This is a genomic window from Nocardioides asiaticus (genome assembly GCF_040049175.1).
Taxonomy (GTDB): Bacteria; Actinomycetota; Actinomycetes; order Propionibacteriales; family Nocardioidaceae; genus Nocardioides; species Nocardioides cheoyonin.
In genome coordinates this window covers 820531-838855 of record NZ_JBDZDM010000002.1, presented here as the reverse complement: position 1 = coordinate 838855, position 18325 = coordinate 820531, and the positions used below count along the sequence as shown (strand labels likewise).

The window sequence follows — 18325 nt, the reverse complement described above, 5'->3', positions numbered from 1 at the left end:
GGCGCGGATGGGGGACGCTAGCGTTGAAGGGATGGCTGCCCAGGGCTTCCGATCCCTCGCCGACCAGGTCCGCTCCTGGCCGGACGACAGGCTGTCCGGATTGCTGCTCGCGCGTCCTGATCTCGCCACTCCTGCCCCTCATGACTCCGGCCAGCTGGCCACTCGCGCGGCCACCCGATCTTCGCTGGTGCGTGCACTCGACCAGCTGAACCGGTGCGAGCTCACGGTGCTTGATGCCCTCGTGATCGCGGGCCAAACCACCGCGTCGGCATTGTGTCCGATGGTGAACGCCGAGTCGACCACCGTATCCGCGGCGCTGGCGCGTCTCGAGGACCTCGCCCTCGCCTGGCGCTCTGTCGGACCGGGCGGGGCCGCCGGGCTGCGCGCGCTGAGCGGCGTCGCCGAGGCGATGCGCGGCGCCCCGGGCTCGAGCGGACTGCAGCTGTTCTCCGGCGACCCGCTCTCCGCCGACGAGGTCACCCGTCAGCTGGAGGAGATCTCCCCCGCTGCCCGCGCGATGCTCGACCACGTCGCCGACCACGGCGGAGAGGCGACGACCGGCACGGCGCGTACGACGATCACCCCGGCGGAGGCGGAGACGCCGGCCGAGGAGCTGATCTCGCGGCGACTGCTGGTGCCGCGCGGACGGGGCTCGCTCTTCCTGCCGGGCGAGGTCGGGATCGTCCTCCGCGGCGGCCACACGACCACGGAGCGGGTCGACGCCGCGCCCGAGATCCCCACGACGGCGAGGAAGCAGTCCCTCGTCGACCGGGCGGCGGCCGGCGCCGCCTTCGAGTCCGTGCGCCGGACGGAGGTGCTCCTCGACGGCTGGAGCGCACAACCGCCGGCCGCCCTCCGCAGCGGTGGCCTCGGCGTACGCGACCTGCGCGCGACCGCCCAGCACCTGCAGGTCGACGAGCCCACCGCCGCGCTGCTGGTCGAGACGGCGGCTGCCGCCGGCCTGGTGACGACCGCGGCGGACACCGACGGCAACCCGGTCTGGCTCCCCACCGACGCGTACGACGCGTGGGTGGAACGGCCGGCGGCCGACCGCTGGGCCGTCCTCGGCCGAGCGTGGCTCGAGTCGCCGCGCATGCCCGGGCTGGTCGGCCAGCGCGACACCACCGGCAAGGTGTGGAACGCCCTCGTGCCCGAGCTCGCCGGCCCGCTCATGCCCGAGACCCGGCGGATGACCCTCGACGTGCTGGCCGGCCTGCCCGAGGGCGAGGTCCTCGCGGCCGGCACCGGCGGCGCCGCCGTCCTCGCCCGGCTGACCTGGGAGCGGCCCCGGCGACCGCGCACCCGCGCCGAGCAGGTCGGGTGGACGCTCGACGAGGCGGCGGCCCTGGGCGTGACGGCGCTGGGCGGACTGGCGTCGTACGCCCGGCTCCTCCTCGCCGGCGACGACCCCGGGCCCGCGCTCGCCGACCTGCTCCCCGAGCCCGTCGACCACGTGCTGCTGCAGGCCGACCTCACCGCCGTCGCGCCGGGACCGCTCGAGTCCGGCCTCGCCCGCCAGCTCCAGCTCGTGGCGGACGTGGAGTCCCGCGGCGGGGCGACGGTCTACCGCTTCACCAAGGAGTCGGTACGCCGCGCGATGGACCTTGGCTGGACCGCCGCCGAGCTGCACGCCTTCCTCGCCTCGGTGTCGCGTACGCCGGTCCCCCAGCCGCTCACCTACCTCGTCGACGACACCGCGCGGACGTTCGGCTCGCTGAGGGTCGGGTACGCCGAGGCGTACCTCCGCAGCGACGACGAGACGGTCCTCGCCGAGCTGCTCGCCCACCCGGCCGCCGAGAGCCTCGGGCTGCGCCGGCTGGCGCCCACCGTCCTGATCAGCACGCTGCCGATCGACCTGCTCCTCGCCCGGCTGCGGGAGCTCGGCGCCTCGCCGGTGGTCGAGGACGAGCACGGCGCCGTCCACGTGACCCGGCCGGACGCGCGCCGCGCCCGCACGCCGCGCGACCGCCGCTCGCCGGGCGCGTTGCGCGCCCACGAGGACGCCCGGGTCGCGGCCGTCGTCGCCGCGATCAGGGCGGGCGACCGCGCCGAGGCCGAGCGGCCCCGCTCGGCGCCGGCCGTCGGGCCCACCAACGCGCTGTCGGCCCTCCGGGAGGCGATCGACGCCGGCGCCGCCGTCGTCATCGGGTACGTCGACGGCCACGGCGTCTCCACCGACCTGTCCGTCGAGCCGCTCTCGGTCGAGGGCGGGCAGCTCACCGCCCGGGTCCCCTCGGGCGATGTCCTCACCTACCGGCTGTCCCGGATCCGGTCGGTCCGCCGGGCTGGGTGAGCCCCGTACCCTTGGTCGCTGTGAACGACGGCCCCCTCATCGTCCAGTCGGACAAGACCCTGCTCCTCGAGGTGGACCATCCGCGGGCCGCCGACGCGCGCAAGGCGATCGCGCCGTTCGCCGAGCTCGAGCGCTCGCCCGAGCACATCCACACCTACCGGCTCACCCCGCTCGGCCTCTGGAACGCCCGGGCGGCCGGCCACGACGCCGAGCAGGTCGTCGACACGCTGCTGGAGTTCAGCCGCTACTCGGTCCCGCACTCGCTGCTCGTCGACGTCGCCGAGACGATGGCACGCTACGGCCGGCTCCGGCTCGAGAAGCACCCCACCCACGGGCTCGTGCTCGTCTCCTCCGACCGCGCGGTCCTCGAGGAGGTCGTCCGGTCCAAGAAGGTCGCCGGGATGCTCGGCGAGCGCATCGACGCCGTGCCCGACAGCGAGGGCACCGTCGCCGTCCACCCCTCCGAGCGCGGCAACCTCAAGCAGGCGCTGCTCAAGCTCGGCTGGCCGGCCGAGGACTACGCCGGCTACGTCGACGGCGAGGCCCACCCGATGGACCTCCGCGAGGACGGCTGGTCGCTCCGCCCCTACCAGCACGAGGCGGCCGAGTCGTTCTGGCACGGCGGGTCGGGCGTCGTCGTCCTTCCCTGCGGTGCGGGCAAGACCCTCGTCGGCGCCGCGGCGATGGCGCACGCGAAGGCGACCACGCTCATCCTGGTCACCAACACCGTCTCCGCGCGGCAGTGGAAGGACGAGCTGGTCCGGCGTACGACGCTGACGCCGGAGGAGATCGGCGAGTACTCCGGCTCGGCCAAGGAGATCCGGCCGGTCACCATCGCGACCTACCAGGTGCTCACCACCAAGCGGAAGGGCGTCTACCCGCACCTCGAGCTGCTCGACGCGCGGGACTGGGGGCTGATCGTGTACGACGAGGTCCACCTGCTCCCCGCGCCGATCTTCCGGATGACCGCCGACCTGCAGGCGCGCCGCCGGATCGGGCTGACCGCCACGCTGGTCCGCGAGGACGGCCGCGAGGGCGACGTCTTCTCGCTGATCGGGCCGAAGAGGTACGACGCCCCGTGGAAGGACATCGAGTCGCAGGGCTGGATCGCGCCCGCCGACTGCGTCGAGGTGCGGGTGACGCTGCCGTCCGACGAGCGGCTGCTCTACGCCACCGCCGAGCCCGACGAGCGCTACCGGCTCGCGTCCTGCACGCACCACAAGATCGACGTCGTACGCGACCTCGTCGCCGCGCACGAGGGGAAGCCGACACTCGTCATCGGGCAGTACCTCGAGCAGCTCGACGAGATCGCCGAGGCGCTCGACGCACCGGTCATCGAGGGCAAGACCTCGGTCAACGAGCGGCAGCGGCTCTTCGAGGCGTTCAGGCACGGCGAGATCGGGCTGCTCGTCGTCTCCAAGGTCGCCAACTTCTCCATCGACCTGCCCTCGGCGGAGGTCGCGATCCAGGTCTCGGGCTCGTTCGGCTCGCGGCAGGAGGAGGCCCAGCGGCTCGGTCGGCTGCTGCGGCCCGGCGCCGTGTCCGACTTGGGGGCGAGGAAGACCGCACACTTCTACACGATCGTCGCCCGCGACACCGTCGACGCCGACTTCGCGCAGAACCGGCAGCGCTTCCTCGCCGAGCAGGGCTACGCCTACCGGATCGTCGACGCCGAGGCACTCGGCTCGCTGGAGGGTTGAGCAGGGCGGGTCAACCCTCGACGAGAGGGACGCCCACCTCCTGTGCCGCGCCTCGCAGACGCTTGTCCCTCGCCCAGAGCCGTCCGCCCGGGACGATGCGGACGGCTCCGAGGAGGTGCGCGTCTGTAGGGCTCAACCCTCCTCCCCACAGTCGATGAGCCTCCACGAAGGCCAGCAGCTCCACGTGGCTGAGCATCGGGAACGGCTCCAGCACCGCCAGGCTCGCGAGGAAGGACTCGCGGTCGTCGATCCGGCCGAGCGCGAGCTCCTCCACGACGAGTCGATGCCGACCGACCTCACCGTTCTCGAGGTGGTGCACCAGTCGGGGCTCAACCTGATGAAGATGGTCGATCCACACCGGTGTCGACAAGGATCACGACACCCCTCGCCGGGGCGCCGCCTCGGCCCCGGGATCGGTGCCGCCGAGAGCGGCCAGCCTCCTGCCTGCCTCCAGCCGCACGAGCGCCTCCAGACCGGCACGGACCAGCGCCGCCTTCTCGGTGATCCCGGTGAGCTCGCTCGCGCGAGCGACCAGCTCGTCGTCGAGCGTGACAGTGGTGCGCATCGAACCTCCGGTGACGAGTTCAGCATCAGATGATGCAGGGATTGATGCTATCTCCTGAGGTCGTGCGGCGCGCTTCACCACGGCGCCGCACCACGGCTGAGCTTGCGGACCAGGAGCCGATGCGGCGGAGGGAGGTTGCGGGCCCACTGCGCCCGGCACTCCCGGCACAGGAGGTAGAGCGCGGTGCACGTGTCGTCGGGACAGAGCACCGTGACCTCGAACTCTGCGGCGTCCTCACACGCGACGCCCACGCCGTCGGGGCTGCCGTGGGAGCACTCGCACATGGGCCGCTCGGCGTACGGCTCCTCGGTCTTCTCAGGGGTCTCGTCGGCCTTCGTGGTCATGGTCATCCTTCCGATCGCGGCTCGTGACGACCACGTTTGTCGGAGTCACCGACGGGTTCCGCGATGTCCGGGCCGCCCGGTGGACAACCCGAACGCGAACGCCGCCTGTGGACGGGAAGTGGCCCGTCAGCCCCGGACCTCGGCCAGCCTGCGGAGCAGATAGTCGCGCTCGACCTGCGAGGGCGCCAGCTCCAGCGCCCGTTCGTACGCCGCCACGGCTGCCGCCGCATCGCCGCGCCGTCGCAGCAGGTCGGCGCGGGTCGCGGCCAGCAGGTGGTAGCGCTCCAGCCGGGCATCGCCGGCGAGCTCGTCGACGATCGCCAGCCCGGCCTCGAGGTCGCCGCCGAGTGCGACGGCGACGGCGCGGTTGAGCCGGACCACCGGGGAGGACGTCTGCCGCTCCAGCAGCGTGTAGAGGCCGGCGATCTGGTCCCAGTCGGTCTCGGCGGCGGTGGCCGCGCGGGCGTGGCAGGCGGCGATGGCGGCCTGCAGCTGGTAGGGGCCCGGCTCCCGCCGGAGCACGTCGTCCAGCAGCCTGAGCCCCTCGTCGATCTCGGCACGATCCCAGCGGCCGCGGTCCTGCTGCTCGAGCGTGACCAGGGCCCCGTCAGCGCCGACCCGCGCCCGGCGGCGCGAGTGCTGCAGCAGCATCAGCGCCAGCGCGCCGCTCACCTCGGGCTCGTCCGGCATCAGTCCGCGCAGGGCCCGGGCCAGCCGGATCGCCTCCTCGCAGAGCCCCTCGCGGATCAGGTCGGGCCCCGAGGACGCGGCGTACCCCTCGTTGAAGGTCAGGTAGAGCACCGCCAGCACCCCCGCCGTCCGCTCGGGCAGCCGGTGCGCCGGCGGCACCCGGTAGGGGATACCCGCCGCCGCGATCTTCGCCTTGCTCCGGGTCAGCCGCTTGGCCATCGTCGCCTCGGGCACGAGGAAGGCGCGCGCGATCTCGGCGGTGGTGAGCCCCGCCAGCGTGCGCAGGGTGAGCGCCACCCTGCCCTCGAGCGGGAGGGCCGGGTGGCAGCAGGTGAAGATCAGCCGCAGCCGGTCGTCCTCGATCTCCTCGCCGTCGGGCATCGCGTCCTCCTCGGTCCCAGCTGCTGCGGTCCCAGCTGCTGCGGTCTCCCGGCCGAGCTCCTCCAGCAGCTCCGCGCCGCGGGCCGCGCGCCGCAGCCGGTCGAGCGCACGGTTGTGGGCGACCGTCGTGAGCCACGCGCCGGGACGGTGAGGTACTCCGTCGGCCGGCCATCGGCGCAGCGCCTCGGCGAACGCCTCCTGCGCGCACTCCTCGGCCAGGTCCCAGTCGCCGGTACGACGGATCAGGGTGGCGACGACGCGGCCCCACTCCTCGCGGAACGCCGCGTCGACCGCCTCCCTGACCGCCGGCGTCGTCACGCCGGGCTCTCGTCCTGGTGCTCGGGATGGCTGGACTCGCTGTAGAACGGCCGCACCTCGACGGTGTGGCTCCGGGCGAGCGGATGGGCTGCCGCAGCCTCCACCGCCTGGGCGCGCTCCGAGCAGCAGACGACATCGACGCCGGCGACGTACTCGTCGAGCTCCAGGAACGACCCGTCGCTGACCCGAGCCCCGCCGTCCCGCAGGGTCGTCGCCGTCTCCGGTCCGCCGATCAGGCCGCCCAGCGCGAAGGCGCCGCGGGCGTCGAGATCCTGCTGCCAGGCGGCGTACTCCTCCAGGACCGCCGGGTCCTCCAGCGACTCCGCCGAGGCACCGTCGGCCCACACGGACAGCAGGTAGGGGATGCCCGCGGTGTCGTCGCTACCCGCGAACGCGTCCACCAGCCCGCCGAGCCGCAGCTCCCCCCGGAGCGGCCGGATCTCGAACGGCAGGAACCTCGCCACCGGGCTCAGCCCCTCCACCTCGATCGCCTCGTCGAGGTCCGCGCACTCGAACACGTCCATGCCGGCGACGTACTCCTTCGTCTCGGCGAACGGCCCGTCGACGACGAGCGTCTCGCCGTCACGCGCCCGGACCGTCACCGCGGTCTCCGGGAACTCCAGCTCCCGGCCGAACCGCCAGGTGCCGCGGCGCTCGAGCTCCGCCTTGTACGCCGGCCAGTCGCGGTTCATCTCCGCGAGCGCCTCCTCGGGCATGCCGCCCTCGGTGCCCACGAACGCCACGTACTTCCTCATGTCGCCCACCCTCTCGCTCCGGATCCTGCGCTCACAACCAGACGACGAACCGGAAGCGCCGAGAAGGACACCGGCGGCGGAAAATCTGCCGCGGCTAGGCTCGGAGCATGGTCATCGAGACCGTGAGGACGAGGCTGGGCGAGGCGCTCTTCGGGCTGGTCGCGGGGCCCGAGGGGCCGCGTCGACGCGACCGGATCCACGGCCGCCCGGGGGCGCGGTGGTTCCCGTCCGGCAGCGCGATCCGGCGGGTCAACGGCGATGCGTCGATGTTCGTCGGCGGGATCCGCGCGCTGCTGCTCCAGACGCTCCACCCGGCCGCGATGCGGGCGGTGTCGGAGCACAGCGGCTTCCGCGGCGACATGTGGGGCCGGCTCGCGCGGACCAGCAACTTCCTCGCCGTGACGACGTTCGGCCACGCCGAGGACGCCGAGGCGGCCGTCGACCAGGTGCGGCGGATCCACGAGCAGGTCACCGGGACGATGCCGGACGGGACGGCGTACGCCGCCTCCGACCCGCACCTGCTCGCCTGGGTCCACGCGGCAGAGGTCGACAGCTTCCTCCTCGCGCACCAGCGGTACGGCGCGGAGCCGCTCGACGCTTCCGGCCGGGACGAGTACGTCGCCCAGATGGCCGAGGTCGCCCGGCGCCTCGGCGTCGTCGAGCCTCCGACCACGGAGGCCGAGCTCCAGGAGACGCTCGCGTCGTACCGCCCCGAGCTGCGGGCCACCCCGGCGGCCCGCGAGGCGGTGAGGTACCTGCTCTTCCGGCCGCCGATGCCGCTGCCCGCCCGGGCGCCGTACGGCGTGCTCGTCGCGGCCGCGGTCGGACTGATGCCGGTGTGGACCCGGTGGCCGCTCCGGCTCCCGTGGCTCCCGGTCTCGGAGCGGACCGTCGTCCCCGCCCTCGGCCAGCTCGCCACCGGCACCATCCGCTGGGTCATGGCGCCGCCCGGCGACCGGCTGGCAGGCTAGCGCCATGACGGACGACCAGGTGACGTACACGCTCGGGCCCGAGGACGAGGTCAGGCACTGGTACAACCTGGTGGCCGACCTCCCGACCCCGCCCCCGCCGCCGCTCCATCCGGCGACGCACGAGCCGGTCGGGCCCGACGACCTCGCGCCGCTCTTCCCGCCCGAGCTGATCGCGCAGGAGGTCACCGGCGAGCGGTACGTCGAGATCCCGGCGCCGGTGCTCGACGTCTACCGGCAGTATCGCCCCTCCCCGCTCTACCGAGCCCGTCGGTGGGAGCGGAGGCTCGGGACGCCGGCGCGGATCTACTACAAGTACGAGGGCGTCTCCCCCGCCGGGTCGCACAAGGTCAACACCGCCGTCCCGCAGGTCTTCTACAACGTGCAGAACGGCATCACCGGGCTGACGACCGAGACCGGCGCCGGCCAGTGGGGCACCGCTCTCGCGTACGCCGCCGCGCTGTTCGGCGCGCAGTGCGAGGTGTGGCAGGTCGGCGTCTCGTACGACACCAAGCCCCAGCGCCGCACGCTCATGGAGGTCTTCGGCGCCACCGTCCACCGGTCGCCCTCCCGGCTGACCGAGGCAGGCAAGGCGTTCCCAGAGGATCACACCGGGTCGCTCGGCATCGCGATCTCCGAGGCGGTCGAGGTCGCGGCCCAGGACCCGGCCGCGAAGTACGCCCTCGGGTCGGTGCTCAGCCACGTCCTGCTGCACCAGACGGTGATCGGCCAGGAGGCCATCAAGCAGCTCGCCAAGGCCGGCGAGAGCGGCGTGGACATCGTCTACGGCTGCGCCGGCGGAGGCTCCAACTTCGCCGGGCTCGCCTTCCCGTTCCTGCGCGACAAGCTGGCCGGCGCCGCGTCACCGCGGATCGTCGCGGTCGAGCCGTCCTCGTGCCCGACGATGACCCGCGGCGAGTACCGCTACGACTTCGGCGACACCGCGGGGATGACGCCGCTCATGAAGATGTACACCCTCGGCCACGACTTCGTGCCCTCCCCCATCCACGCCGGCGGGCTGCGCTACCACGGCATGGCGCCGCTGGTCTCCCACGCCGTGCACGAAGGCCTCATCGAGGCGATGGCGCTGCACCAGACCGAGTGCTTCGAGGCGGGGATCGAGTTCGCGCGGACGCAGGGCGTCGTGCCGGCACCGGAGTCCTCGCACGCGCTCGCCGCCGCCCGGCGGGACGCCCTCGCGGCCGCCGAGTCGGGCGAGGAGCGGGTCATCGTCGTCGGGCTCTCCGGCCACGGGCTCCTCGAGCTCAACGCGTACGAGCAGTACCTCGCCGGCCGGCTCGCCGACGACACGCTCTCCGAGGACGACCTCGCGACCGCGCTCGCCGGGGTCCCGGCCCTCGCCTGAACCCCGCCGCTCAGCCGACCGGCTGCTTCGGCTGCTTCGGCTGCTTCGGCTTCTTCCGCGGCTTCGCGAGCGCGCGCATCACCGCGGGCTGGACCCAGGACTCCAGCTCCAGCTGCGTACCGACCGCATCGGCGGGCACGCTCACCATCCCGGCCATCACCCGCTCGCCCATCCTCATCGGCGACGCGCCGGCGGCGACCGCACCGTCGACCCCGTCGCGCCCGACGTTGAGCATCAGCTGGTCGCGGACCAGGCCGACGGCCATGTGCGTGTTCACCATGAACGTGAGCCCGCCGAACATCTTGATCTCCCCGGCCTCGGCGAGCGGCGTGATCACGTCGCGCACCCGCGCGGCCAGCGCGTCGTCGTACGCCATTCGGGCATCGTGCCACCGTTCCTGCGCTGTGGACAGGGACCTAAGGCTCGCCCCGTCCGGCTCGGGGGCTCGCGACGCTGTCCACAGGCTCGGCGTCGGTGGTGGTTCGTCCGCCTTCGTCATGGGTAGGTTGCCTCCGTCGCCGCGCGCGGGCGCCGGCGAGCTCGGGAAGGACGGACCGCAGATGAGGCGTACGCCGCTCGCCACCCTCGCGCCCTGCGCTGCCCTCGCGCTCTGCGCCGCGCTCGCCCTCGGCGGCTGTGGCGGCGGCGACCCGAAGCCGAAGTTCACCGACTCCCCCGACCCCTCGCCGTCCGCGTCGTCCAGCGCTGCCACCGAGCCGCAGCCGCCGGAGATGCCCGACGCGGCCAAGCGGCACACGGTCGCGGGGGCGAAGGCATTTAACGAGTACTTCTGGCAGGTTGCGACCTATGCAAGCGAGAGTCTCGACACCGCGCTGTTCTCGTCCCTGATGTCTGACGAATGCGCGGGATGCCGAGGTGCTCTCAACGGCATTAGGAAGCTGCGGAAACAGAAGGCCGAGGTCTCCGGGGGTGCGAACAGCACTGAGAACGTCAAGGTCGTGCGCCTGAAGTCGGGAAGCGCTTACCCGATGGAGGTAACGAGCGATGTGCACAGCACGAAGCAGGTCATCACGGTGCCGAGTGGCCACAAGGACATCTACTACCCATCGACATCGCGGGTCAGGTTGATCCTGAACCCAGTCTCCGGTGGCTGGTCAGTTGGCTATTGGGAGGTGATGTCATGAACCGCCAAGCCCGACTCATGCCAGCCCTTCTCATTGTCGTAGTAGCGCTCCTTACACCTACCGGACCAGCAGTTGCAGGTCATGGCGGCGACGTAACCGCACACCACGGCCCGTCGTACCTGCAGGGAAACGCCCTTGTGGGGCAGAGCGGCGGAAGCGGAGCCAGCGCCGGGGGAGGTGAGTCTTCGGGCAACATCCCGACAACCCACTACGAAGGGACGTGGCGAAATGGCTATCTCTGCATCCTCGGGGGATCGGGAACCTGCCGAGAGCCAGCGACCTGCCCAGACGGAAGTGTGATGCAACATCGCTGGCTCGAGACGAGTGACGGGGCCCATCACTATGACAGTGAATATTGCCCGAGTACGGGAGGACGGCCCGCACAACCGGCACTTACCATTGGGCGCATCACCGAAGCGTTCAAGCGCATATATCTGCCGGCGGCACCGCTGAAGATCGACCCACCCCACGGCAAGACGCTGGTCAACCTTGACACCGTCTTCTACACCACCCAGAAGCCGTTCACGAGGACGATCCACCTGCTCGGCCACCGGATCGACTTCCGGATCAGAGCATCGCGCTACACCTGGCACTTTGGCGACGGCCACTGGACCGTCACCGACAACCCCGGCAAGCCCTTCACCACCCAGGCCGCCCACGTCCACGACATCAGCCACAAGTACCTGAGCAGGGACACCTTCCAGCCCAGCCTCGACACCACCTACACCGCCGACTTCCGCGTCGACGGCGGCGCATGGCGCGACGTCAACGGCACCGTCACCATCCAAGGACCCACCCAGAACATCACGGCCGTCACCGCCACCCCCGTCCTCGTCGGTTGAGCGAACGTTCGCTCAAACCGACCCGACCGCCCTCGGAGGCCGGACCCGGGCGACGCGTGCGCGGGGTCGCGACCAGGCGGGCAGGGCCGGGCCGGACCGGGCCGCGCACGACGGATGCACAGGCAATACCCGTGGCACAACGGGATTCGGCGTCCCTAGCGTCGACGGTCGGCCCGCCGCCCGGCGGGTACAGACACGAGAAAGGCCACGACGCAGGACACCACGATGGAGAAGATCACGCCGAAGCTCCTCAGCTGGGCTTCGATCCTCGAGCAGGGCACCCGCGAGCAGGCGGAGACGACGGCCACGATGCCGTTCATCCACCCGCACCTCGCGCTGATGCCCGACGCCCACCTGGGGCTGGGCGCGACCGTGGGCTCGGTGATCCCGACCCTCGGCGCGGTCATGCCGGCCGCCGTGGGCGTGGACATCGGCTGCGGGATGATCGCGGTGCGGACCGAGCTCACCCGCGACGAGCTGCCGGCCGAGCGTCGGCCGCTGCGGGAGGCGATCGAGCGGGCGGTGCCGCTGTCCGCCGGCGCCGCCAACCGCACCGTCAGCCGCGAGCACACCGCGCGCCGGCTCGAGGAGCTCACCGCGCTGGCCGAGCAGGCCGGCTTCGACCCTGCGGCGTACGCCGGCCGCTGGGAGCTCCAGCTCGGCACGCTCGGCTCGGGCAACCACTTCATCGAGGTGACCGTCGACGAGCTGGACCGGGTGTGGCTGTTCCTGCACTCGGGATCACGCGGCGTGGGCAACAAGATCGCCTCCCACCACATCAAGGTGGCGGCGCGGCTCTGCGAGGAGGCCGGGGTCGCGCTCCCGCACCGGGACCTGGCCTACCTGACCGAGGGCACCGAGGAGTTCGACGCCTACATCCGGGAGATGCGGTGGGCGCAGCACTACGCGCTGCTCAACCGCGAGGAGATGATGGACCGGGTGGCGCGGCAGTTCGCGGAGTCGGTCGGCCTGGGCTCGGTCGAGGAGCTGGTGCGCGCCGAGGAGATCAACTGCCACCACAACTACACCGAGCCCGAGCACCACTTCGGCGAGCGGGTGTGGCTCTCCCGGAAGGGCGCGATCAACGCCGAGAGGTGCCGACCGGGCCTCATCCCGGGGAGCATGGGCACGGCGTCGTACGTCGTCGTGGGGCTCGGCAACGAGCTGGCGCTCAACTCCGCGCCGCACGGGGCGGGCCGGGAGTACTCCCGCACCAGGGCGCGCAAGACGTTCACCCGTGAGCAGCTGCGCGCGGCGATGGCCGGGATCGAGTACCGCGAGACCGACGCGTTCCTCGACGAGATCCCGGCGGCCTACAAGGACATCGACCGGGTCATGGCCGACGCCAAGGACCTCGTGGAGGTCAGGCACACGCTGCGGCAGATCGTGAACGTGAAGGGCGACTGAGTGCGCCGACCGGCCGGCGTACGTCGGGGCCTGGCCGTCCGCCCCTCGGCGGGATTCCGCGAGGGGCGGACGGTCGACCTACCCTTGAAGCCGTGAAGGTGCTGCTGCTGGAGAACATCCACCCCGTCGCCGTGGACAACCTCGAGAGGGCCGGCTTCGACGTCGAGCTGCTCAGTCGATCGCTGTCCGAGGACGAGCTCGTCGAGAAGCTGCCCGGGGTGACGCTCCTCGGCATCCGGTCCAACACCCACATCACGCCGCGCGTCCTCGACGCCGCGACCGACCTCAAGGCGATCGGCTGCTTCTGCATCGGGACCAACCAGGTCGACCTGAAGGCGGCCGCCGACCGCGGGATCGCGGTGTTCAACGCGCCGTACTCCAACACACGCAGCGTCGTCGAGCTGGTCATCGCCGAGATCATCGTCCTCGCTCGCCGGCTGGCGGAGAAGAACCAGCGGATGCACGACGGCATCTGGGACAAGTCCGCCAAGGGCAGCCACGAGGTCCGCGGCCGCACGCTCGGCATCGTCGGCTACGGAAACATCGGCACCCAGCTGTCCAACCTGGCCGAGGCGATGGGGATGTACGTCATCTTCTACGACATCGCCGACCGGCTCGCGCACGGCAACGCCCGCCGGATGCACACCCTCGACGAGCTGCTCGCCGAGGCCGACGTGGTCAGCCTCCACGTCGACGGACGGCCCGGCAACGCCGGCATCTTCGGCGCCGAGCAGTTCGCGAAGATGAAGCCACGCAGCCTCTTCATCAACGCCAGCCGCGGGATGGTCGTCGACAACGAGGCGCTCCGCGAGCACGTCGAGTCCGGCCACATCGCCGGCGCCGCGCTGGACGTCTTCCCGATCGAGCCGAAGGCGCAGGGCGACGAGTTCCAGTCGGTGCTGCGCGGTCTCGACAACGTCATCCTGACGCCGCACGTCGGAGGCTCGACCCAGGAGGCGCAGGAGGAGATCGGCTTCTTCGTCTCGACCAAGCTGAAGAACTTCGTCCACGAGGGCTCGACCGCGCTGTCGGTCAACCTCCCGGCCGTCCAGCCGCCGCCGCTGGCCGAGGGCGCCCGCATCGGCTACCTCCACCTCAACGTGCCGGGCGTGCTCGCCGAGGTCAACAACCTGCTCGCCGCCGAGGGCGCCAACGTCTCGGGCCAGTACCTCGCCACCCGCGGCGAGCAGGGCTACGTCGTCACCGACGTCGCGCAGCACATCAGCGCCGAGACGCTGGCCAAGCTGGAGGCCTCGCCGCACACGATGTGGCTGCGCTCCTACACCGCCCCGTCCACCAGCTGAGGGAGATCCCCCATCGGGGGTCGAAGCCGTCGGGACCCACGGCTACAGTTGCGCGGCATGGAGCTGCCTCAAGATTGGCCGCTGCCTGAGGCAGCGGCGCTGAAGGACGAGCTGCTGGCGGCGTACGCCGATCCCAGCAGGCACTACCACGACACCCGGCACCTCGGTGAGGTGCTGACCCGCATCGACGAGCTCCGGTCGGCGGGCGCCCCGTTCGACCCGCTGGTCGTGATCCTGGCGGCGTGGTTCCACGACGCCGTCTACGACGGCGAGCGGGACGCGGAGGAGCGCTCGGCCGCGTGGGCCGAGGACTCGCTGCCGGACTACCTCGGCCCCGACGTCGTCGCCGAGGTCGCGCGACTGGTGCGGCTCACCGAGTTCCACTCCCCCGACGACACCGACGGCAACGGCTGTGTGCTCTCCGACGCCGACCTGGCGATCCTGGCGGCCGACACCGACCGCTACGACGAGTACGCCGCCGCCGTACGCGAGGAGTACTCCCACCTCGGCGACGAGCTCTTCCGGGCCGGCCGGACCCAGGTGCTGCAGGGCCTGCTCGCGAAGGAGCAGCTCTTCCACACGCCCTACGCACGGGAGCGCTGGGAGACCCGCGCACGGGCCAATCTGCGCCGCGAGCTCAGCGCGCTGGCGCCGGTCGAAGCGGCCGGCTAGACGACCGCAAATAACGATTAGGTCACCGAAGGGCCTCGCTGGGAGAATCCTCCGGTGAGCTTCTCGACGTACGCCGAGCTCAGCAGGATCGCCGCCGTACGCCGCATCCTCCTTCTCGGCTTCCTCCTCCGCGTGCCGATGGCGGCCTCGACCGTCGTCGTCGCGCTGCACGTGGTCGGCCATCTCCACCGGTCGTACGCCGAGGCGGGGATCGTCACCACCGTCCTCGCGATCGCCCTCTCGGTCAGCAGCCCCTGGCGCGGCCGGCTGCTCGACAGGGTCGGGCTGCGCCGGGCGGTGGCGCCCTCCCTCGTCGTCCTGGCGGTCGGCTGGAGCATCGCGCCGTGGGTGTCGTACTGGCCGCTCATCGTGCTCGTCGGCATCGCCGGGCTCTTCACCGTGCCGTCGTTCTCGATCGTGCGGCAGGTGCTGATCGGCGCCGTCTCCCCCGCCCAGCGGACCGCCGTGCTGTCGATCGACTCGGTGGTCACCGAGTTCTCGTTCATGGTCGGGCCGGTCCTCGGCGTCCTCGGTGCCACCTACCTGCCCACGCCGGTCGCGCTGATGGTGTGCGAGCTCTTCTCGGTCGTCGCCGGCGTGGCGCTCTGGATCGCCAACCCGCCGCTGAGCCTGGAGACCACGTCCACCGACACCCCGAAGGCGAGCCTGCGCAGCTGGATGACGCCCGGCGTGGTGCTCGTGCTGGTCGTGACCGTCACCGCGTCGCTGATCCTCACCAGCGAGGACCTCGGCTCCGTCGCCGCGATGCGCGCGATGGGCCACACCAGCTCGCTGGGCTGGGTGATGGCGCTGTGGGCGGCGGGCTCGGCCGTCGGGGCGGTGGTGTACGGCGCCCTGCGCAGTCACCCGCCGGCGGCGCTGCTCCTCGTGCTGCTCGGCGCGACCGCGGCCCTGGTGTCCGTCGCCCCGGACCGGCCGACCTACGCGGTCCTCATCGTCCTCAGCGGCCTCTTCTGCGCCCCGACGCTGACCGCGACGGTCGACGACCTCACCCGGCTCGTCCCGCCCCGGGTGCGGGGCGAGGCGATGGGCTGGCACGGCTCGGCGCTGACCCTCGGCAGCGCTCTCGGCGCGCCGGTCGTCGGCCGAGCGATGGACGCCGGCGGCTGGAGCTCCGGGCTCCTGCTCGGCGGCCTCGGCGGCCTGGCCATCGCGGCCGTCGCGCTCGCCGCCCACCGGCGGGTCGCCCGTCCGGTGCCGGTGGCGGTCCCCGGCGGCCCGGCCGAGCCGACGAAGTCGGACTTCAGCGTCTGCGCCTGACCTCGTCGGCGCGCCGGGCCCCCGCCTCGCGTCGGCCCTCTGTCTTCCGTCGACGCAGGCCGACCGCGACCAGTCGCGCGACCAGCTCCCGGCTCGACACCGGCGTCGCCCCGGCGGCCACCACGTCGTCGTACAGCTCGGCCGGGACGTCGTAGTGGTCCCGGTCGAACCTCCGCTCGGGGATCCCCAGCGTGCCGGCGAAGGCGTGGAGCTCGGCGTACGACACGTCGCTCGCGAGGTGCGACCACAGCCGTCCGTGCCCGGGGGCGTTCGGCGGGTCGATGAGGATCACCCGGCCATCAAAGCAGGCGCACGCCGGCGACGCCTCCGGAGCCGGAGGTTGACTCCGTGCGCAACCATGGAGCCGATGGACACCGCCACCCTGTTCGAGGCTCGCGCGAAGGTCTTGCACGACCTGGAGGCGCGCCGGCTCGCGACCGCCGAGACGGTCTCGACGCTCGAGGAGGCGATGTCGGAGCGGGCGTGGTGGGCCGAGCAGTGGCCCGAAGGTCTGGTGTACGTCGCCGGGCTGGTCGCCCAGGACGTGCAGGACGCGCTCTTCGACGGCGCCGTCTCCGGCGGCTCCCAGCGGTGGCCGGTCTGCACGAGCTGCCCGCCGCACGCGCCGCTGCACTCGCTGAGCATCTCCCCCGACCTCGGCGGGCCCGACCCGGTCTGGGTGTGCGAGGAGAGCGGCGACGTCGTCGCGCCGCTCGGCGGCCTCGCCGCCGGCCCCGCGACGGAGCCCGACGAGCTGAGCTAGCTGGAGCGGCCGAGCTGCAGCCGCAGGGTGTAGCGGTCGGCGCGATAGACCGAGCGCGAGACCTCGACGACCCGGTCCGAGGAGAGCGCCCGCCGCTGACGGCGGAGCACGGCGGCGCCGGTGGCGAGCTCGAGGAGGCCCGCCTCCTCGGCACCGGCGACGTCCGCGTTGACGTTGTCCTCGACCCAGGTGGGGCGCAGGTCGCGCGCGGTGAGCTCGGCGTACAGGCTGGTCGGCATCACGCCGTCGAGCAGACCCGGCAGCAGCGTCTCGTCGAGGTAGGCGTCCTCGACACAGACCGGGAGGCCGTCGGCGCGGCGCAGTCGGCGCCAGTGGACGACGCCGTCACCCTCGCGGATGGCGAGCGCGCGGGCGACGCCGGGGCCGGCGTGCTCGCGGCGGGCGACCAGGGTCTGGGACTCGGCCTGGAGGCCACGGCGGGCCATCTCCTCGGTGAACCCGAGGACCGGGCTGGTGGCCCGGCGCGGCCGGGCCACGAACGTGCCGCGGCCGGGGATGCGCTCGAGCAGGCCCTCGACGACCAGCGCGTCCATCGCCTGGCGGACCGTCATCCGGGCCACCCCGAAGCGGTGGACCAGCTCGCGCTCGGAGGGTGCCGGCGACCCCGGGGCAACCCCCGTGACGAGAGACCGAACGTACTCCCTGACCTGCACGTGCTTCAGAGACCTCCCCGCGTTCATTGTCCCTCCGGGGGGTGCCACCGCCTGCTCCATGGCGAGAACAGTAGGTAGCAAATCGCCGCCCGTCCTGAGAATGGCGAACTTCGAACACATTTTCGACCTCCGGGGTTATGGTGGAGGGCATGGACTTCCAGGCCACGCTCTTCGCACCCGCCGGTGACGGCGAACTCGGCGAGCGCCCGCTGGGCGACGACGGCTTCGAGCGCATCCCGCTCTCCCGGGGCGCCTGGGTCGACGTCCGCCGCGGCTATCTGCCCGACGCCGACGACGTCTTCGACACCCTCGTCCGCGACGTGCCGTGGCGGGCCGAGCGTCGGCAGATGTACGAGCGCGTGGTCGACGTCCCCCGTCTCGTCCACACCTACCTGAAGGACGACGAGCTGCCCCACCCCGCGCTCACCGCGACCCGCAGGGCGCTCTCGGCCCACTACGCCGACGAGCTCGGCGAGCCGTTCGTCACGGCCGGCTGCTGCTACTACCGCGACGGTCGCGACTCGGTCGCCTGGCACGGCGACCGGTTCGGCCGCGGCCGCACCAGCGACACGATGGTCGCGATCCTCTCCGTCGGCGACCCGCGCAAGCTGGCGCTCCGCCCGCGCGGCGGGGGCGAGTCCACGTCGATCGAGATGGGCCACGGCGACCTGCTCGTCATGGGCGGCAGCTGCCAGCGGACCTGGGAGCACGCCGTCCCGAAGGTCGCCCACGCCGGTCCGCGGATCTCCGTGCAGTTCCGCCCGATCAACGTCTTCTGAGCCGCGCGAGAGGCCGGACCACCGGCCGGGGGTTTGCGGATTTCGGGGACGAGGGAAGATCGGGGCCAGGGGAGACTG

At 72.3% G+C, this 18325-nt stretch carries 20 protein-coding genes; 12 read left to right on the top strand and 8 right to left on the bottom strand.

Annotation, left to right across the window (positions count from 1 at the left end):
- The first annotated feature begins 280 nt into the window (after window positions 1–280).
- Both ABLE53_RS09900 and ABLE53_RS09895 read left to right on the top strand, forming a co-directional pair.
- The gene (locus tag ABLE53_RS09900; RefSeq protein WP_348858690.1) at window positions 281–2293 is read left to right on the top strand and encodes a helicase-associated domain-containing protein; all 2013 of its coding nucleotides are present in this window, start codon (window positions 281–283) and stop codon (window positions 2291–2293) included.
- 20 nt (window positions 2294–2313) lie between these two features.
- Window positions 2314–3993: a DNA repair helicase XPB gene (locus tag ABLE53_RS09895; RefSeq protein WP_348858688.1), complete on the top strand. Its 1680-nt coding sequence runs from the start codon at window positions 2314–2316 to the stop codon at window positions 3991–3993.
- A 10-nt stretch (window positions 3994–4003) separates the two neighbouring features.
- Here the strand turns inward: ABLE53_RS09895 and ABLE53_RS09890 are convergent, their stop codons facing one another.
- From ABLE53_RS09890 to ABLE53_RS09870, 5 genes are all read right to left on the bottom strand, one after another.
- Window positions 4004–4312, bottom strand: coding sequence for a VapC toxin family PIN domain ribonuclease (locus ABLE53_RS09890; protein ID WP_348858686.1), 309 nt, complete (start codon window positions 4310–4312; stop codon window positions 4004–4006).
- Window positions 4313–4366: 54 nt separating this feature from the next.
- Complete coding sequence (locus tag ABLE53_RS09885) at window positions 4367–4558, bottom strand: type II toxin-antitoxin system VapB family antitoxin (protein ID WP_348858685.1); 192 nt, start codon at window positions 4556–4558, stop codon at window positions 4367–4369.
- A gap of 74 nt (window positions 4559–4632) precedes the next feature.
- Window positions 4633–4902 carry a hypothetical protein gene (locus tag ABLE53_RS09880; protein WP_348858684.1) on the bottom strand — a complete coding sequence of 90 codons (270 nt, stop codon included), beginning with the start codon at window positions 4900–4902 and terminating at the stop codon, window positions 4633–4635.
- A 126-nt stretch (window positions 4903–5028) separates the two neighbouring features.
- Window positions 5029–6291 (bottom strand): RNA polymerase sigma factor, encoded by a 1263-nt coding sequence (locus tag ABLE53_RS09875; RefSeq protein ID WP_348858683.1) that lies wholly within the window; start codon window positions 6289–6291, stop codon window positions 5029–5031.
- Window positions 6288–7046, bottom strand: a complete 759-nt coding sequence (locus tag ABLE53_RS09870) for a YciI family protein (RefSeq protein WP_348858682.1) — start codon at window positions 7044–7046, stop codon at window positions 6288–6290. The genes ABLE53_RS09875 and ABLE53_RS09870 overlap by 4 nt, the downstream gene beginning before the upstream one ends.
- A 107-nt stretch (window positions 7047–7153) precedes the next feature.
- Between ABLE53_RS09870 and ABLE53_RS09865 the strand changes: the two genes are divergently transcribed.
- On the top strand, window positions 7154–8017 hold the full coding sequence (locus ABLE53_RS09865; protein ID WP_348858680.1) for an oxygenase MpaB family protein: 864 nt from the start codon (window positions 7154–7156) through the stop codon (window positions 8015–8017).
- Between the two features lie 4 nt (window positions 8018–8021).
- Complete coding sequence (locus ABLE53_RS09860; protein ID WP_348858679.1) at window positions 8022–9380, top strand: TrpB-like pyridoxal phosphate-dependent enzyme; 1359 nt, start codon at window positions 8022–8024, stop codon at window positions 9378–9380.
- Window positions 9381–9390: 10 nt separating this feature from the next.
- Here the strand turns inward: ABLE53_RS09860 and ABLE53_RS09855 are convergent, their stop codons facing one another.
- Window positions 9391–9756 (bottom strand): TfoX/Sxy family protein, encoded by a 366-nt coding sequence (locus ABLE53_RS09855; RefSeq protein ID WP_348858678.1) that lies wholly within the window; start codon window positions 9754–9756, stop codon window positions 9391–9393.
- 184 nt (window positions 9757–9940) lie between these two features.
- Here ABLE53_RS09855 and ABLE53_RS09850 point away from each other — a divergent pair, with 184 nt between their 5' ends.
- From ABLE53_RS09850 to ABLE53_RS09825, 6 genes are all read left to right on the top strand, one after another.
- Window positions 9941–10525, top strand: a complete 585-nt coding sequence (locus ABLE53_RS09850) for a DUF6318 family protein (RefSeq protein ID WP_348858677.1) — start codon at window positions 9941–9943, stop codon at window positions 10523–10525.
- 299 nt (window positions 10526–10824) lie between these two features.
- Complete coding sequence (locus ABLE53_RS09845) at window positions 10825–11367, top strand: hypothetical protein (protein WP_348858676.1); 543 nt, start codon at window positions 10825–10827, stop codon at window positions 11365–11367.
- Between the two features lie 225 nt (window positions 11368–11592).
- Window positions 11593–12774, top strand: a complete 1182-nt coding sequence (locus ABLE53_RS09840; protein WP_348858674.1) for an RtcB family protein — start codon at window positions 11593–11595, stop codon at window positions 12772–12774.
- A 92-nt stretch (window positions 12775–12866) separates the two neighbouring features.
- The gene (gene serA, locus ABLE53_RS09835) at window positions 12867–14078 is read left to right on the top strand and encodes a phosphoglycerate dehydrogenase (protein WP_348858673.1); all 1212 of its coding nucleotides are present in this window, start codon (window positions 12867–12869) and stop codon (window positions 14076–14078) included.
- A gap of 57 nt (window positions 14079–14135) precedes the next feature.
- Entirely contained in the window at window positions 14136–14750 is a 615-nt protein-coding gene (locus ABLE53_RS09830) for an HD domain-containing protein (protein ID WP_348858672.1), read from the top strand.
- Window positions 14751–14804: 54 nt separating this feature from the next.
- A complete protein-coding gene (locus tag ABLE53_RS09825; RefSeq protein ID WP_348858671.1) occupies window positions 14805–16031 on the top strand; it encodes an MFS transporter in 1227 nt (408 codons plus the stop codon).
- Here the strand turns inward: ABLE53_RS09825 and ABLE53_RS09820 are convergent.
- Window positions 16015–16323: a DUF4031 domain-containing protein gene (locus ABLE53_RS09820; RefSeq protein ID WP_348858670.1), complete on the bottom strand. Its 309-nt coding sequence runs from the start codon at window positions 16321–16323 to the stop codon at window positions 16015–16017. The genes ABLE53_RS09825 and ABLE53_RS09820 overlap by 17 nt on opposite strands.
- Before the next feature lie 75 nt (window positions 16324–16398).
- Here ABLE53_RS09820 and ABLE53_RS09815 point away from each other — a divergent pair, with 75 nt between their 5' ends.
- Window positions 16399–16794, top strand: coding sequence for a hypothetical protein (locus ABLE53_RS09815; protein WP_348858668.1), 396 nt, complete (start codon window positions 16399–16401; stop codon window positions 16792–16794).
- On the opposite strand, the gene ABLE53_RS09810 is transcribed toward ABLE53_RS09815, so the two are convergent.
- Entirely contained in the window at window positions 16791–17495 is a 705-nt protein-coding gene (locus tag ABLE53_RS09810; protein WP_348858666.1) for a GntR family transcriptional regulator, read from the bottom strand. The two genes, ABLE53_RS09815 and ABLE53_RS09810, sit on opposite strands and share 4 nt — an antisense overlap.
- 122 nt (window positions 17496–17617) lie before the next feature.
- Here ABLE53_RS09810 and ABLE53_RS09805 point away from each other — a divergent pair, with 122 nt between their 5' ends.
- Window positions 17618–18247, top strand: a complete 630-nt coding sequence (locus tag ABLE53_RS09805; protein WP_348858665.1) for an alpha-ketoglutarate-dependent dioxygenase AlkB — start codon at window positions 17618–17620, stop codon at window positions 18245–18247.
- Window positions 18248–18325 lie beyond the last annotated feature (78 nt).